General features: G+C 42.7%; 1 pseudogene. It reads right to left on the bottom strand.

Going from position 1 to position 747, the window contains the following annotated elements:
* Positions 1–621, bottom strand: a pseudogene (locus tag AB4585_RS26345) (transposase domain-containing protein); the annotation flags it as partial.
* Positions 622–747: the final 126 nt, after the last annotated feature.

Raw genomic sequence — 747 nt, forward strand, 5'->3', positions numbered from 1 at the left:
AACAGTGTTAAAGAGTTCTCTGGTGCAGAGCCAACGAGTTGTTGTGCATAAGATATTTCGCTATTGGTGACAGGTCCAAAAGCAGCGTCAGATAACATGTGAGTCTTCGTTGACATAAGAGTGACCGCTAGCACCGAAGGAAAGGATGCCGTTCTTTGAGCGTATCCAAACTTCTGATTACTCTCAGTATCATGAGTTTTAAAGTAGGTACCATCGACACTCAAGACTTTTAAGCCACACATATGGTCGAAATCACACTGCTGTTCCCACTGAGCAGCCGTCATTTTAAATAGATAACGCATAGGCTCTGAGCCTAACTTCTCTTTCCCTTTTATAATGCTACTTGTTGCTAAAGGAGCTAATTCACCATTGGCGTCTGGGAAGGCTAACTCAAGCTTATCGCATACGCTTTGAATAGAACGATTACGAAGTAAATCCAATGCCCAACACGAGCCATACCGCCTGCTCTGCAGGGAATCTACGCTTACGAACAGAAGCTTTCCCTGTCTGTTTAACGGCTTCTTCTACCCACTCTAGGGGGATATGTTTTGAAAAAGCGTCAATATGATGGTCATTACAAAATTCAGCGGTAACTTGTAGCTCTTTAGAAAACTCAGACATAAAAAATCGGCCTCAACATTGTTGAGACCGATTATGAAGCCTTCAGAGGATCGTTCAATATCTTAAAACGATCAGCATTAAGCCTTGTGGCTCCCGTTTTTTATTTATTTTTCCGTAGGCTCAGCG

The organism is Vibrio sp. 10N.222.49.C9 (assembly GCF_041474985.1).
Taxonomy (GTDB): Bacteria; Pseudomonadota; Gammaproteobacteria; order Enterobacterales; family Vibrionaceae; genus Vibrio; species Vibrio crassostreae_C.